The following is a 15,183-nucleotide window of genomic DNA, read 5'->3' on the forward strand; positions in this document are numbered from 1 at the left end:
GAAACTAAACAAACGCTGTTCAAAATAAACATATACACGGCCACCCTTTATGTACGCGAGTCATCCGTTTCGCCGCTTGCTGCAAATAACATGCTTTTATAATCGGCCGGCGTCACGCCAACATATTTTTTGAACTGTTTATGAAAATAACCGCTGTCCCAATAGCCGACGTTTCTGGAAATTTCGTGGACCTTCAGCGCAGTTGTCCGGAGCAGCTGCTTGGACTGCTCAATCCGGTATTTGTTGACGTATTCCGTAAAGCTTTCCCCGGTTTCCTTCTGAAACAGCTTGCCTAAATAAACCGGGTGAATATGGTATTTGTGTGCGAGCTGCTTCAAAGACAGATCGGTTGCAAAATATTGCTCCACGTCATTCAGCACCTGCTTGACCGTAGGATTGGTCTCCTCTTTAATAAGCATCGTGGACATGTCACGGATCGTGCCTGTCATAATGGCCAGCAGCTCCTCCCATTCGGAAGCTTTCGCCGCCTTGTTAAAGGAAGCATTCATATGGTCCGCAATGATGGCATTAACCGTATTGGCTCCTCCCAGCTCCTGATGCAGCCAAAGCAGCGTTTGCATCACCAGCATGCGAAGCCTGCTAGGCGTTGCCGTGCTAGAAGCTTGAATCGCCTGGAAATCGCTTGTCAGCTCAGCGACAAGCGCCTCCGTATCCGCGGCGGAAACTTTCTTCCTGTAGCTGGCCCAGTTTAATTCTGCATCAGGCAGCAGCTCATCCTTTCTTGCCGCATAATCCTCATACAAAGCAATCTCTTCCTTATGCAGCAGCAAAAAATAGTCCTGCGCCCGCAGCGCATGCTCATAGCTGAGCGCCTCATGCGCTCCTCTAGCCTGGGGCGAGCCGATGGAGATCCGGTAAGGACGCGCCTCCTCCCTGCACCTTAGCTGCAAAGCAAATTGCAGCGCCTTGGCCGCGCAATCCGCTTCCTCCTCCGCCATAAACACAAGTACGGCATCCCCCTCCACATTTCGCAGAAACAGCCGATCTTCGCTGGCATTTGCCGTTTGCCGCAGCTCCTGCATCAGTCCGCGCTCCCGCTCGCCGCCCCCTCTGAGCAGCATCGTGGAAATATAGCGGCCGCTGAAAGGGATATCCAGCATCGCTGCCCGCTCCTGCAATTGAATGGAATCAATCGTAGCGGTCAGCCAGCGATAAAGAATGGTATCTTTTAAAATATCTATTTTCTCAGCTTCAAGAGCACTGCTCCGCCTCGTTTCATCCAGCTTCTTCACCGTATGGGCAAGCGTCGAGGTCAGCTCGGCGAAATTAAGCGGCTTCAGCAAATAGTTTTCAATGCCAAGCTGCATGCCTTCTTTTAAATATTCAAAATCATTGAAGCCGCTCAAAATAATGACCTTCAGCTCCGGCCTGATCGCTCGCGCAGCCCGAATCAGCTCCAGTCCATTCATGACGGGCATGGAAATATCGGTAATGAGCAAATCAGCCGGAACCTGCTGCAGCAATTCGAGCGCCTTGCGGCCATTTTCCGCTTTTCCCGTCAGCTCAAGGCCGTGGGCCGCCCAATCTATGGCATCGTATAGGCCCTCTAGTATAAACGGCTCATCATCTACCAGAAATACGCGGTACATTCTCCATCTCTCCTTTCCTTAAAGCCGGGAAACCGAAAATAACCTTCGTCCCTTTTCCTTGGACGCTTTCGATGTCGAACCTTCCGTCTTTGCCATAAATCAATTCGAGCCGTTCTTTCACACTCCGCAGTCCAAGCGAATCAACCGGCTCCTGAACCGCATACCTGCCAAGAGAGCGTTTAATCTGCTCCAGCCGTTCCTTGCTAATGCCTGCTCCATTATCCTCCGCTACAATCGTCACCATTTCGTTTTCCAGAGTGGCGGTAACTTTAATCAAGTTGTCCTCCTCCTCCGAACGCAGGCCATGGACAATATAATTTTCCACAATCGGCTGCAGCGACATTTTAATCATCATGCGCTCCTTCAGCTCCGGATCACATCCAATGACGTAGGCAAAACGGTCCTTATAGCGAATGCGAAACAGCTCCAAATAAAGACGGCAATTTTCCAGCTCCTCCTCCATCGTCACGACGGTCTGCTGCTGGACAAAGCTCTTGAAGAGTATGGCTAAGCTATAGATCATCTCGCTGACATCGGCAGCGCCATGGGAAAGGGCCCTCATCCGAATGACCTCAAGCGTATTGTAAAGAAAATGCGGATTAATTCTCGCCTGCAGCGCTGCAAATTCCGTATGCTTTTGCTTCAGCTCGGCCACATACACCCGGTCGATATGGCGCGAAAGCTCATCGAGCATTTTGTTGAACCCTTGCGAGAGCTGACCGATTTCATCCTCCTTCTCATCGACAATTCGAATCGTCAAATCGCCAGTCTCTACCCGCCGCATGGAGCGGATGATCCGGTTCGTCCGGCGCGAAAAATTAAAGACGACAAAGGATGGAATCGAAATCGTAATCAAAATAAAAGCAAAGCTCGCTGCGATGACCGCATTTTTCATAGGCTCGTAAATGGCTTCCACTTCCCGCTTCGGCATAATGCCAAATACGGTGTAGCCGAGGCTGCTGGACGGGAGCATCGAAATATAGGACTCCTCCTCCAAAAAAGCGAGGCTGTCCACCGATTTGATTTTGTCCACATAAGGGTAGAGCTTGCCGTAATAACGGTCCGAGGAGTCAAAAATAACCTGCCCTTCTCCTGACAAAATCAAAATATAGCCCCGCCTGTCCCGCCCCTCGCTCGTCAGCGCTTTTTTTAAGGCATCCGCTTGAAAAAAGACGAGCAGTTGTCCGACGTTGCTCAGCGTGCCTACCTCATTAATATGTACTCTGACGGAAAAAAGCTTGTCGTCCCATTGGCCAACCGTTCTGCGAACCCACGGGTTTGGCGTAGATACGATGCTGCTTTCCAGCGCCATCGCATCCGGAACATAGGATTTTGACGCCTGTGTCTGATACAGCTTCGTCAAATTGCTTTGCCCAAACATATACAGAAACTGCTTCTCGGAGCTGAACAGCAGCATATTCGCGATATCTGCATCATTTTCAATCATTTTTTTGAAAAAATCCAAATCATCGATGCCGCTGCCCAAATTATTGTAATAGCTGTCCATTTTGAAATTCATATACTCGGAAAAAGAATGCTTAAGCAAATAAGATAAAGAATAGGAGAAGGACGGGTCGCGATAAATGTCCTGCACCTGCTGCTGGACGACGCCAACCTTGCCAGCAAGCTGCTGATTGACGCGCTCCATGGACATTTTCTGCTTCTCCAGCTCATTGTCAGCCACCGACTGGGACATATAATCGACTGTAAAATAAGCGAGAGTCGCTGTGGCGCAAACAATAATGACAGCAAAAACAAGCATGATTTTAACAAATAAATTATTTTTGATCGCATCTATATACAGCTTCTTCATCCCTTCCCCCTTGCCGCTTGCTCCTATGTCGACGTTAACAGGAAAAGGAAGACAGGGTGTCGCCCTGTCCTCCCGCTTCTACTAGTATAAGATGATCCGTTTAACAAATGAATTTATTTTTAACTGCGAACATAAAGCGGCTGCGATTGATTTCCGGCATAATCCTCCATCACAATATAGACGGTGGCAGCAGTCGATGTGAAGCTCAGGCTTGCCTTCGTCGTTCTGCCGCGAATGATTTTCGCAAAGCTGCCCGCGCTGCCGGAAATATACGTAACCGGAAACGACTTGGCTACGCCATTTTCATACACATACATATAGCGCCAGTCCCTCGTATTTGGCATCGGCAGATTCAGCGTATTGCCGCTCCATGACCATTGCTCGCCGTAAGGCCCGGCCATTTTATCAATAAAATGGCCGCTTTTGCTGACAGAGCTTCCTCCCCCCGTCGTAACCGTTACGAGAAAATCATCGCCGTTAATTGGCATATTGCTGAAGGTCACGCTAGTAGCTCCTGCCGCGACTGTCTGCTGTGCAAGGATAGGCTGCGCTGTCGTAATCCAGTTCAGTGAGCGCACGCTTACCGCCGTATTCCCCACTGCATTCGGCGGATTTACCCAGCTTACCGACAGCTGACCATTTTGCTGAGAGTTCACGCTAATGCCAGAAGCAGCCGCATTCAGATTAAAAGGAAGCGTTGCTGCAAAGCCCTCCAATCCGTCAGCGCCGATAGGAACGACCTTAAGCGTGCCTGCTGTGGCTGGCATATTTTTAATATAAAATACTTCATCGTATTTCCCGCCTACATAAACGTCATTGATATAGATATCGTATTGCTTCACCTTAGTGTAGTCGGTCTCCATATTCCACTTAATGTTCATTTCACCGGTGTCCACAAAGGCTTCCGTAATGGCCAGTCCTGAAGGTGCTGCGGGCTTAATCGAAGATCCATCGAAAATGCGAATTTGCCCAACATTGAGCTGGTAGCCAGCAATCGCGCTTGACCCTGGTGCAACGACAAGCCCAAAAGCGGCAACCGATTTGCCCGCATAGGCGCCAAGCTCAAGCTGCTTCGTAACCCAGCCATTCGTCTCATTGCCGGCATTCGGTATGGCGACCTTGACGACCTGACTTGGATTATCTTTAAAAATAAGGCCGATATAAGCAGCCGACGCATCATTAGCCGAAGGCTTGTTATACGTGATCGACAGCTTGGAGTTTGCATTTACGCTCAAATCGGTTTTGAACAGGCGCAGGAAGTTTTCGGCGTTAAGATTGCCATTCAGCACAAGCGAGCTGCCGCCATTGTAGCCGCCAAGCTGTGCATATTGATAACGCTGCGTAGCCGAAATATCATATTTTGTGCCATAATCGTAATCAACGGTCAGACGATTGCCCGTCGTATCCTGCCACCACTGCCAAGTGACGGGTACATCCTGCAGGCTCATATTGGACCACTCGCTGTTGCTCGAGACCGCACCGTCCTTGTAATAGGAAAGGCCATGGCCCGTATTGAAATTCGTGTAAAAGTTCGTGCTGCCAATAACGGAGCGCTCCGCAATGACCGAGGCGATTCCCGGCCAGTAGCGGTTGTCGGCATAAACGTCGGTTGCCGTGTTTGCTGCGGAAACCGTCGTATTTTTCGGATTCAGATTCGGACCTGACCACCACAGCTGCTCGCGCACATTCGTCATCCATTGGTAGTTGTTTTCCGATCTGTGGCTTACCGGCCAGCTTTGCCCCATATCTTCATCAAGACCCGCATGGACAAAATCCGCACCGAGCGTAGCAAGGCTTAGACGGGGCAGGCCGCTGCTCAGCTTGCTCGCAAGCGCCGTTCCTTGTACAGAAGCAAAACGGTCTCTCCCTGCCTCTAGGCCCGCAAAGCCGATATCAAAAATCGTATAGGCTGTACCATTTGCGGCATTGTAGCTCGCTAGATAAGTATTCGCGCTGTTAATTTGCGTATTGCCAACACCGTAGTCAAAGAAAAAGGAATTTGTGACCGTTTGGTGATTCACTTTGTCATGCAGCATCGAAATATTGTTATTGTTGAACGTTCGGGCAAACGTATTTGCCCCTGTAGAGGTATTCAGCGAGTCATACCATTGCACGTAAAGGCCGCCGCTCTGCAGCACTTTCAGAAATTCAATATATGCAGGAATATCAGCTGTCGCAACGTTGGGGGACAATTCCTCCTGGTTCATAAAATAGCCGTCATAGCCAAAATAATCGGCCATTTCAATCATTTTTTGGGCGACTGGAAAATTGCCACTGCTGTCTTTTACAATCATTTGCTTGTAGGTTTGCTGGCCGCGGTCATTGTTGGAAAAAAATACGCCAGCGAGGGAGAGGACGCCGTTTTTGTGTGCGGCATCGGTATACGTTGGATTAGGAATGTTCAGCATGCCGAATTCAAACCATTTTTGCTGCCAGTTCGATTGGGCCAAATCATCATAATATTCAGGCGGAGTGTAAGCGCTTGCAGTTCCGTGCCAATAAGAATAATAATCGATGTATTGCCAGAAGTTGAAATGATACTGGGCAAACTTGTTCGTATAAGGCGCATTTTCGATAAAAGCATTGCCGTAATCGCCTGCAACGTTCATCATCTTCACATTGGCATTCAGCGTGGGCTTCGCTTGTGTGCTCGCAAACGGCAAAATCCGGTTTTGCAGCGGCACCTTCGAACGCAGCTTCTCCGCACCAGGGTCTGTTGCCGGGCTCCAATTCGCGATTTGGCCACTCGTGTAGCCGTGGACGCTTGGCTGATTGCTGCCATGCGCGCTTTCCCCTTTGAATGGCCATGTGTCGCCGGCATACGCAGCAAGCGGCATCATGGTGACGAGCATAGAAGCGGTTAAAGCAACGGCTGTCCATTTACGGAAAGCTGCTTTTTTTCCTCTTGTTAATGGCATCGTTCCATCTCTCCTCACACGATTCGATTTACAATGTAACCATAACCGATGAAAGCCCTTTCCATAAGCAGATAAATTAAACATTAGCTGTTCAAAATAAAGAAAAAGCCCACTTTTCACAAAAAAAGATGGACCGTCCGTCGTCTTTCGATGACAAGACTGCATCCATCGGGAAAAATACCTGCCTGGCAGCAGCGGACTAAAACCAAAAAAATGACCCATGACCGATTCGTGTGTAGAATGAAGTTACCACACAACCCCTACACAGGAGAATCAGCCATGAGCTACCATTATCTTACCACAAGAGAGAGAGAAATCAGCTAGAATTACTCCATCAATTGGGATGGTTCGCTAGAGCGATTGCACGTAAGCTTGGGCGTCATCATTCCAGCCTATCCCGCGAGCTCAAGCGTCAAGGAACAGAAGAGTCTTACTGTGCAAATCGAGCCCAGACATCGTATATAACCAAGCGAGCCCGTTGTAAACCTTCGGGTAAATGGAATGCTGAAAGGCAACGTTACATCACGATGAAGCTCGCGGAGACCTGGTCGCCGGAACAGATTGAAGGCAGGATGAACGCAACCGTTGAAGGACGGCATAATTACATTAAGCCTTACCAGTACCTCCGCTGCTTCACAAGTTAAATCATTGATTGGTGGTAGCGCGTAGTACCTTCCCTAACACAACAAAAAGGGTTCGAGCAGGGATACCCCCGATCCAACCCTTTTGTTACCTACTTACGGCTCAATCCCCCATATAAGCTGACCATTCATATAGCTGGTAACCTGTTCATTGTTTACGAACTGACTGCTGGATGCCTTGAATGAGTAATCGCCCGCTTGGTTGTAATTGGACCAGTCGGCTTTGGAGAAGCGTGCTTGAATTTCTGCGCTCTGGCCGGGATTCAGCGTTCCAGCCGAAGTCGTGAAGCCAATTTCCAAAGCATAATCGGCACCCTCAACTGAAGTCGCCAGTTTGACGAATTTGCCGGTTACATTCGCATTTCCGATACTGGCCCAGTCGATCCAGAAACTCTGATCTCTCTCCCCGTCAATCGTATAATAATACCGGAGCAACACATCACTGAGCTGAATTGCTGCATCACCGGTGTTAACTACTTTGAATTTGGGTGAAATTCCGTTGGTGGAGGCACTCGTATTGCCGTTAAAGGCTTGGACCGTCAGGTCTCCCGTAGGTGCGGGAACTCCGCTGTCCACAACATTTAGTGTTAATACAGCTTGATTTCCTCCGCTGAAATGAAAGGTTATGACATTCTGGCCCAGCGGCAGCATGGAAAGATAAGATTTGCTCAGAACGACACCAGCGCTTGATGCCGTATAATCCTGGCCCGATAGAAGTGTATCATTTCCATTTGAGATACTTACAAGCTGGTGTCCGTTTAAGGTAAGGGCTACGATAATATCCTGCGCTAGAGTTGCCGCTTTATCAAATACCGCGCTCACGGGTGCAATGGATGCGCTCGGTGTTGTCTCAACAATTTTGACTTTTAATACGGGATCTTGACCTTGATTGAAATCAAAGACAATCGAATGCTCGCCAATCGGCAGCGTCGCCAGAAATGCTTTTTTCAGCAGCAGCGTATTTCCGCTCAAGGTATAATCCTGATTCGCTGACAAAGCATTAGCGCCTGCCCGGAGAGCGATTAACGTATTGCCCTTTGAATTCACGGTTATGGATGGGTCGGTTTGATTGGGTGCATACTTGTCAAATTCGACGGTTGCTGGTGTGATGGACGCGTTTGGAATTGGATTTTCAACCTTTAAATCGGGCAGCTCATCGAGCGTAATGACATAGTCGCTTTGGTACAGTGTTGTTAAGGTTGCTGGGTAATTGAAGGCAGAGCTCATGAGATGTTCCCCATACCAAGGCAAGAAGTAGAGCCATCCTGCTTTCTCCTCTGTCAGATTTATTACGCTTGGGACGGTGTCGTTCTCCGTCATGGCCACCATTTTCGTGCCGCCCGTCAAATCAACAAGCTGATAAAAAATGGAGGTAATAGCATCCTCATTGGGGACACCGGACAAGCCGTCATAGCGGTTGTAAATGGTATTGTATTTATCGTATCCGATAATATCCACCTGATCGCCGCCGGGATACCAAGCGGGAGAAGTGCTATACACATAACTGTTGTAGGTCCAGATCAAGTTGTGCAAGTCGTATGTCTCTGTAAGCTCGGTATAGATCAGATCCCATAGCTGCTTATACACCTCCGCGCCTGCCGAAGCCCACCAGAACCATGCACCTTCCCCATTCAATCCGCCGTTGCCCTCCGCCTCATGGAAGGGTCGGAAGATCACCGGCACATTGTTATTTTGCAGAATCTCTAGTTGCTCTGCCAAATCCTCAATGGCCATCATCACGTATTGATATTCTTTCGTGCCGGGAATCACCGCACTCGCTGTATTGAAATTGGTTTCCGTCGGTTTGTAGGTGGCTTCTTTCCAATCCACAAACTCTCCGAGCTGATAGGCAGTGAAATCTCGGGGTACAGTGATATGCCAGCTGCTTGTCGCGATCCCGCCCCGGTTGTTCACCCAATCGATCATCCGGGCGGTTGTACCATCCTCCCAACCGTAAAGCGGATTATAGTTCAGAAAGTCGAACCCCCGAATGGCCGGATACTTTCCGGTTAAATTGTGAATCCAATCAAACTCCAGCTCGGAATTGCCGTCATTTCCGCCTCCGTATATCTCCTGCTGGCCGGAGAGCATATGATTGCCGTAAACCTCCGTTAAATAATTCATCAGAAGTTGCGTTTCCGGTGTGGCCTCAGAGTCGGCGAGGACAGGCTGCACATTCAAAGGATCAAGAGCAGCATAATCCACAGTGAAGGTATCAAAATAAGCGAATCCCCAACCAGCCTTCAATTGGATAGTGTTGCTTCCTTGGTTCAGCTTATGATAGCCAAAATCGAAATCCGACCAATTGGTCGTATAGGGCAGCATATACGAACCCTTCGTAACGCCATTAACGGTTAAAGATTGCTGCCTGCCGTCAGGACTAAGCTCCTGCATATAGCGGGTGGAGATCGTATACATTCCGGTTTCAGGGACAGTCACTGTAAAGGTAATGGTACCGGAATTCTGCATCCAGACAAATCCACTTCCGGAGTATCCGGGCTTCTGTTGTCCGTAAATTTGGGTCGTTACTTGAAGATCGGAGGTGAGCTGAGCATTTTCGCTTTCAATTGTGAAAAGTGCGTTGTCTGCATGAGCGGGCGGTGCTGTCATTAATCCAAACAGCAGAGTAAATGCCAGCATCATTGCGCTTGCCTTCTTAATTAAATTTTTCATCCTTGTCCTTCCTCCCATATCAAAAATGGTAAATACAAGTTCAATATACAAGCTATTGGATGCGCTTTCATAGCAACCATAGCATAAGTCCCATATTATGTAAATCCCATCTATATTGAAAATTTCTGCTCTTCATTTCTCCACATCCCTGCTCTTAGAGAATGCAACGATTGCTCATTAACGACAGAGGATTTTTTTTCTCTCCTGTTACTGGCAACGTTCCCTCTCTCCTTGCACGATTCGATTTACAATGCAACCATAATTGATGAGAGCCCTTTCCATAAGCAGATAGATAAAACATTAGCTGTTCAAAATGAAGAAACAGCCCCTTTTCACAAAAAAAAGATGGACCGTCTAGCGTCCTTCGACGCCCAGACTGCATCCATCCCCTGTTAATCTTGCTTGAAGCCGTTTAACAACCTTCTGTTATAGAGCAGCAGCTTCTATTACGGCCCGGCTAGCAAGCAGCTCGCTGTCCATTCGGCTAACCGCATCGATAATGGCGATATGGAACGAGCCGCTGCCTTTGCCTTCCGCGGCTTCTGCGGCAAGCTCGCCAGCAATGCCCATCGCTGCCACGCCCGCTGCCGCCGCGAGCAGCAAATCCCCCTCCTGCTTCGCGCCGCAGAAAGCGCCAATCAGCGTGGAGCACATACAGCCGGTGCCCGTTACACCGGACAGCTGAGGTACGCCATTATGGATATGCAGCGTCCGCTTGCCATCACTAATGACATCGATCGCTCCCGTGAGCGCCACGATGCAGCCGAGCTTGGTCGCTGCTCGCTCTGCCACTTGCTGCGCGGTTTCTTCGTTTCTTGCGAGGTCGGCCTCTGAAGCGTCGACGCCCTTCGTCAGCGATTCTAGCCCTGCCGCAAAGCGGATTTCCGATAAATTGCCGCGCAGCACGCCAATTTTCACCTCGCTCAGCAGCCGCTCCACCGCAGCATTGCGCAGGCCTGAAGCTCCTGCTCCCACCGGATCAAGCACGACGGGAATGCCCCGCTCATTGGCCCGCTTCCCGGCGGCAACCATCGACTCGATTGTACGGCGGTTCAGTGTGCCAATATTAATAACAAGTGCAGAAGCAATAGAGACGATATCGTTCATTTCCTCCAGCTCATCCGCCATAATCGGTGAAGCGCCAACGGCGAGCGCAATATTGGCACAGTCATTGACCGTCACGTAGTTCGTAATATGATGAACGATCGGCTTATTGCGGCGCACCGCTTCCAGTAATCCAGCAATCGTTTGTATGATTTCCATGTAGAACCATCCCTCTCTGGCAAATGATTAATGCAACTATTAATCTTATATATACCATAAATTTGGGGTGGAAACCTATGATGAGCAGCACAGCAGCAGAAAAAAACGGATCGGCAGGGAGCCTCTGCTGCTATGCTGATCCGTTTGTAGCGATACCAGTTGCAGCCATGCTCGGCACGGGCATTCCTTCTAAACGCTCGGCGCTTCCACTGGCTTCGGCTTGCCTTCCTTGAGCACTTTGGCAATTAGACAGCCAATTAATAATGACCATACTGGCGATGATATGCCAAAAAAAGATACATTGGCAATGGCGATAATGAAGGCAAACAAGGTCGAAAAACGGTACGTCGTTTCTGAAAAGACAGCTTGCAGATTGCCAATCAGCACTCCCGCCAGCGAGAAGCCTGACAGCAGCACAATAAACGCCGATGGCAGCCTATTAATTAGCACAAGCATCGCTCCGGCAAATACGCCGAAAACAATAACCAGCACGCTGCATACGATACCCGCCCAAATGCGGCTTTTCCTCTCGCCTGCTTCTTCGCTGCTGCATAAAGCGGTCATCATGCCTCCGACGTTGACGGCATGTCCGCCAAAGAAGCCAACGAGCAGCGTGCCGAGGCCTGAAAAGACAACCGTCTTGTTCACAGGCGGATTATAGCCGTTTTTCTTTAAGGCAGCCAGCGATACTGCAATATCATTGCTCAAAATCAATATCGCAATTGGAATCGATATTGAGATAAAGCTGCCCGTCGTAAAGGACGGACTAATCCAGTGCGGCATACTAAATTCAGCCACTTCAGCCGTAGGAAAGTCATGCCAAATGAGCAGCCCAATGACGCCAAATGCCAGCATTCCTAGCAAGGGTGGAATCGCTTTATGCAGCCTTGGAACGATAAGAAAGCCCAGAAAAGATAGTAAGCCGATAATAGGCAGCTCTTTAATAGCTGGAATAATGGCCACGACATAATGCAGGACAATTCCCGCCAGCATGGCGTCCAGCATCGGCTTTGGAATGAGCCCCAGAAGCTTGCCGAATAAGCCGGTCGCTCCAAGCACGGCAATAAGCGCACCCGCCATAATAAAGCTGCCCGCCAGCTCCTTTATCGGATAATGCAGCGCCGATGCGCTGAGAAAAGCGACAGCCGTAAGCGAATGGGCGCCAGCAAATGGCATTTTGTAGCGGAGAATAAGCCACAAATTCAGAGCTCCGCCAATCACATAAACCGCGAACAGCCACGACAATGCCTCCGCCCGGCTCAGCCCAAGCGCATCCGCTGCTTGTATAATGAGCACCGCGCCGCCTGTACAGGCCATAATCGCCGTCGCGAGCCCACTCGATATATTTTTTGTGTTCAGCATGACTGTTCTATAAAGCTCCTTCCATCTCATGACGCATTCGCAAGGTGTAAAATAGCGGCCTAAAGCTGGCTCTAATCAGAGCCCTCTTCAAACCCCTTCTTATTCTAGTATTTCTTCTACGATTGTACAACTTTCAGCTCTGCTCTTATCCTCCGTGCCCTTCACCGCGCCGCTTTATTCAGTCTTAGCCATCAAGCGTAAACGGCTGTCGCCGTCCTCTGGCGGTAAAGCTAACGTTTCGCGGTGAAATATAAGCGAAGTATAAGGGGGAAACTTATAAATTCTTATATTTTGAAAAAAGACCTAAGCTGGCGGGTAAAAGAAAAGATTACCTGCCCGGCTTAGGTCTTGACTGTCGAAGCACCGCTTATTTCATTTGATCAAGCAAAATAAATTGGCCATCTGCTTCTTCCAAGCGGAAAATAACCGGCCGCTCCTGCGGGTGCTTGTTAGGCGCATGAATCGTCAGGCATAGCTGGCCTTCTAGCGTTGTGAACAGCATGCCATGTCCCCCATCCTTCGCGAACAATGGCTCGGGATCTTGAATCCAAGGCCCCACGATCTGCCCCGAAGCAGAGCGGGCAATGCCCATCGTATAACCTTCCTGACCAGACGTCGACCACATCATGACCAGCTCGCCATTTTCCATCCGATGCAGGAAAGGACCGTCTGTGACGTAGTTTTGCTGATTGTCACCACCACCGACCGACCAAACAGCATCCGAAGCTTTGAACAATAAAATCGGCTCCCCGACCGCTTCCTTGAAATCACGCGTAATCCGAACCGCATACATTTCGCCGTCCTGAACTTGCACCCACTCCTTGCAGAACACCATCCACGGATCACCACTGTTGTCAACGAACAGCGTGCCGTCCAGACATTCCCAATCCTGCGGAGTCAGTGCCCGGCTCCATGGCTCGAACGGCCCTTGCGGCTGGTCTGCCGCCAGAACGCCCGTTACTCTCGGAATGCCGTCCGCTTTAAAGCTGGCAAACATATAGAAGCGACCTTCCCACTCGTAAACCTCCGGCGCCCAGTAATGATGGTCCGACCAGAAGTCAGGCTCAGGCCGGAAGCACGGAATGGGCCCCTCCCACTCAGCGAGGTCGTCGCTCTCATAAACGTCAAAGCCTAGCGCTTTGCCGCTCCATACATTTTGCCCGGTGGAGCCGTACAAATAATATTTTTTGCGGCCTTGGTCCACTACTATATACGGATCGCGAAAATGAATATCTCCAAGCTGTTTTTTGCTCACAATAAACGCCCCTTTGCGCTAATTTAATAGTATTCACAAATGAATTAATGAAATTATTAATTAAAGAGCATATGAATTAACCTTACCTCATCATATAATTTGAAGGGCCTGATCGCAATCTTTTTTTGAAGGCGGCTATTGTGTGCTAATTGTGACCCAGCATGCAACAATTTCTGTGTATATTCGTCTGAAATGAAAATGCAGGAAAATAATTAATCGTTCATTTCACTAAGAGGAGTGCAAACATGAAAGCAAAACATATAACCATTCAAGGCTGTATTTTATTCGTCCTCTTAATAACAGGCTGTTCTAACGATAGTAACATAGGGACACCCGCAGCAACCGAGACGCCCATTTCAACTGCTCAGCCTGCTGCTGCAGCTTCCAATTCCGATGTTAAGCTAACCACCCTCAGCTTCACAACGAGCCGCAACGCCGATTGCAGCCTAAGTGCAGCTTTACCTGATTCTTTCGGCGATTATTCAATGACCAGCAGCCCTCCTGTCGAGCTTCAAGGAACCGTGTATCACATGGTCAATCTGTACCGCGGCGACGATATCGTTACAAATGCGCTTCTATCGCACCGCCTGGGACAGGAGGAGGTGAAGGTGGAATGGAGCGAGACGATTACCGATTCCAACAATCGTTGGTACAATTCTTTTCATTCCGGGAAGGAATGGCAGCTTTTAAAACTGGACGAGGAACGGCTCGTTTTTCTTGAGCCGGAAATCATTGACGATGGTGGCCGCTACCACCTGTCCGCTTTACATGCAAAATCAGGTGAAATTACACGGATTAGAGAGGATTTTTGGCCGCTGACCGCCGACTACGATTACATTTATCAATATCAATGGAACGAAGAGAAGCAGCAGCTGTTTATGCAGAGCTATTTGGGAAAAGTGTGGTTTTTTGACCTGCAAGGCGAGGACAAGCAGGATCGGGTACCGGAAAACACGTTCCGCGTCATCCCTCATTCGACGACCGGGGCACCTTCCTTGTTCCTGTCACCTGACTTTGAGCGTTTCGTCCATAACGATGAAAGCGGGGAGGTTACTTTTTTCACGGCTGACGGACAACCGCTTAAAAGCGTTAAACTGCCGGAAAAGCGTTACGTCGCTTCCGAATTGATGAAGTGGAATCCGGCAGGCACCGTGGCATGGATGGACACCGCTCCAGAGCAGCGGCAGCGCATCAAGGACATTGACATTGATTATTTGAATCTGGCGCCACAGCACATTTATTTTTATAATCGAGATGGACTGCCTATTGCTTCATTGAAAGCCGAGGCGGGCGAACATACAGCGATAGAAGTCGACCGGTGGCTCGATTCCAGCGTTGCTCTCATCAAAGCCTATACAATTGCACAAAAAAACAAAGCGGATTACGGCATAGAAGAAACAAATATCAGCTACTACAGCTATGATGTCATTCATAAAGTGAAAAAGCAGGTTGAAGCAGTGCCAGCAGCACCGGGCAAGGAGTCAGCCGAAAAGGCGGAACTGCGCATTTCCGAGGATGGGCGAGCCCTTATTTATGAACAAGGTTGAAAATAAGGCCCAATAAGCGGGCATTCTGCAGCATGAACTGCACCCCGTCAAGTAGACAGTATAAAAAATAAAGATTAGTTAAGCGGCCTTGGTCCTGAATT

At 49.2% G+C, this 15,183-nt stretch carries 9 protein-coding genes; 2 read left to right on the top strand and 7 right to left on the bottom strand.

What is annotated here, in order from left to right:
- Window positions 1–47: 47 nt before the first annotated feature.
- From WH37_RS27160 to WH37_RS27170, 3 genes are all read right to left on the bottom strand, one after another.
- Window positions 48–1,610, bottom strand: a complete 1,563-nt coding sequence (locus WH37_RS27160) for a response regulator transcription factor (protein ID WP_046233788.1) — start codon at window positions 1,608–1,610, stop codon at window positions 48–50.
- Window positions 1,585–3,423, bottom strand: coding sequence for a sensor histidine kinase (locus tag WH37_RS27165; protein WP_046233789.1), 1,839 nt, complete (start codon window positions 3,421–3,423; stop codon window positions 1,585–1,587). Before WH37_RS27165 ends, WH37_RS27160 begins: the two co-directional genes overlap by 26 nt.
- A 119-nt stretch (window positions 3,424–3,542) precedes the next feature.
- Window positions 3,543–6,341, bottom strand: a complete 2,799-nt coding sequence (locus WH37_RS27170; RefSeq protein WP_046233790.1) for an endo-beta-N-acetylglucosaminidase — start codon at window positions 6,339–6,341, stop codon at window positions 3,543–3,545.
- A 272-nt stretch (window positions 6,342–6,613) separates the two neighbouring features.
- On the opposite strand from WH37_RS27170, the gene WH37_RS37535 reads away from it, so the two are divergent.
- On the top strand, window positions 6,614–6,985 hold the full coding sequence (locus tag WH37_RS37535) for a helix-turn-helix domain-containing protein (RefSeq protein ID WP_082111024.1): 372 nt from the start codon (window positions 6,614–6,616) through the stop codon (window positions 6,983–6,985).
- Window positions 6,986–7,078: 93 nt separating this feature from the next.
- Here WH37_RS37535 and WH37_RS27175 read toward each other — a convergent pair whose 3' ends face one another.
- The 4 genes from WH37_RS27175 to WH37_RS27190 form a co-directional block, all read right to left on the bottom strand.
- Window positions 7,079–9,655 carry a glycosyl hydrolase gene (locus tag WH37_RS27175; protein WP_046233791.1) on the bottom strand — a complete coding sequence of 859 codons (2,577 nt, stop codon included), beginning with the start codon at window positions 9,653–9,655 and terminating at the stop codon, window positions 7,079–7,081.
- Window positions 9,656–10,081: 426 nt separating this feature from the next.
- The gene (gene thiM, locus WH37_RS27180; protein ID WP_046233792.1) at window positions 10,082–10,918 is read right to left on the bottom strand and encodes a hydroxyethylthiazole kinase; all 837 of its coding nucleotides are present in this window, start codon (window positions 10,916–10,918) and stop codon (window positions 10,082–10,084) included.
- 189 nt (window positions 10,919–11,107) lie between these two features.
- On the bottom strand, window positions 11,108–12,280 hold the full coding sequence (locus tag WH37_RS27185; RefSeq protein ID WP_082111025.1) for a benzoate/H(+) symporter BenE family transporter: 1,173 nt from the start codon (window positions 12,278–12,280) through the stop codon (window positions 11,108–11,110).
- A 367-nt stretch (window positions 12,281–12,647) separates the two neighbouring features.
- On the bottom strand, window positions 12,648–13,535 hold the full coding sequence (locus WH37_RS27190) for a glycoside hydrolase family 43 protein (protein WP_046233794.1): 888 nt from the start codon (window positions 13,533–13,535) through the stop codon (window positions 12,648–12,650).
- A gap of 245 nt (window positions 13,536–13,780) precedes the next feature.
- Here WH37_RS27190 and WH37_RS27195 point away from each other — a divergent pair, with 245 nt between their 5' ends.
- Window positions 13,781–15,082 carry a hypothetical protein gene (locus WH37_RS27195; protein ID WP_046233795.1) on the top strand — a complete coding sequence of 434 codons (1,302 nt, stop codon included), beginning with the start codon at window positions 13,781–13,783 and terminating at the stop codon, window positions 15,080–15,082.
- Window positions 15,083–15,183 lie beyond the last annotated feature (101 nt).

Source organism: Paenibacillus algorifonticola (genome assembly GCF_000971975.1).
Taxonomy (GTDB): domain Bacteria; phylum Bacillota; class Bacilli; order Paenibacillales; family Paenibacillaceae; genus Pristimantibacillus; species Pristimantibacillus algorifonticola.

What these genes read in the sequence shown, in the direction of transcription:
- WH37_RS27195 (WP_046233795.1), top strand. Translation starts at nt 13,781, where the DNA reads ATGAAAGCAAAACATATAACCATTCAAGGCTGTATTTTATTCGTCCTC.
- WH37_RS27160 (WP_046233788.1), bottom strand. Translation starts at nt 1,610, where the DNA reads ATGTACCGCGTATTTCTGGTAGATGATGAGCCGTTTATACTAGAGGGC.
- WH37_RS27170 (WP_046233790.1), bottom strand. Translation starts at nt 6,341, where the DNA reads ATGCCATTAACAAGAGGAAAAAAAGCAGCTTTCCGTAAATGGACAGCC.
- WH37_RS27165 (WP_046233789.1), bottom strand. Translation starts at nt 3,423, where the DNA reads ATGAAGAAGCTGTATATAGATGCGATCAAAAATAATTTATTTGTTAAA.
- WH37_RS27185 (WP_082111025.1), bottom strand. Translation starts at nt 12,280, where the DNA reads ATGCTGAACACAAAAAATATATCGAGTGGGCTCGCGACGGCGATTATG.
- thiM (WP_046233792.1), bottom strand. Translation starts at nt 10,918, where the DNA reads ATGGAAATCATACAAACGATTGCTGGATTACTGGAAGCGGTGCGCCGC.
- WH37_RS27175 (WP_046233791.1), bottom strand. Translation starts at nt 9,655, where the DNA reads ATGAAAAATTTAATTAAGAAGGCAAGCGCAATGATGCTGGCATTTACT.